This is a genomic window from Bacillus mycoides (assembly GCF_001757995.1).
In the GTDB taxonomy this organism is placed as follows: domain Bacteria; phylum Bacillota; class Bacilli; order Bacillales; family Bacillaceae_G; genus Bacillus_A; species Bacillus_A mycoides_B.
On sequence record NZ_LXLV01000100.1, the window covers coordinates 1 to 539 of the forward strand.

The following is a 539-nucleotide window of genomic DNA, read 5'->3' on the forward strand; positions in this document are numbered from 1 at the left end:
TCCACCTAAGAATGATAAAACTGCCATTGCGATTGTCATATTATTTCCTCCTCTGTTGTTGATGCTAAGATGTGATTTATCTTTATGCTTTCATTATAGTAAGCGCTTACATTTTTATCAATACATTCTTATATGCAATATTGCATATAGGGCAATATTATACATTTAGACAAAAATTAGACATCTATTAGTCATTCTTTAATGGTATCATAGCGAGGTGAGAGTCTTTAAGGGTTCTCCTTAATAGGAGGAAACGGATATGGAAAGAGTGCAAGCGATTATTGACAGTAATCTGAAATTCAAGAGCTGGGTTAAACAGGTACTAGCTATAGGCGGAATATTAGGGTTCTTCTACTTGGTATTATATGTTTTATGTTTCTTATTTGTTATGTAAATATATACAACTATACTAGTGAAGCCTTACCTACAGAGGTAAGGCTCTTTTGTTGTATCTGAGGTTAATTTTTTTTGGAGGTACTCCAAAATATTGGGTTGATGGGCATGTGGTTCTACTTCTATCACTGAAAGTAAACTAATAT

General features: G+C 33.0%; 1 protein-coding gene. It reads left to right on the forward strand.

The features are described 5' to 3' along the window. Nucleotides 1-259: 259 nt before the first annotated feature. Entirely contained in the window at nucleotides 260-394 is a 135-nt protein-coding gene (locus BWGOE10_RS33780; protein ID WP_002192042.1) for a hypothetical protein, read from the forward strand. Nucleotides 395-539: the final 145 nt, after the last annotated feature.

Coding starts and splice junctions, on each gene's coding strand:
- BWGOE10_RS33780 (WP_002192042.1), top strand. CDS start 260: ATGGAAAGAGTGCAAGCGATTATTGACAGTAATCTGAAATTCAAGAGC.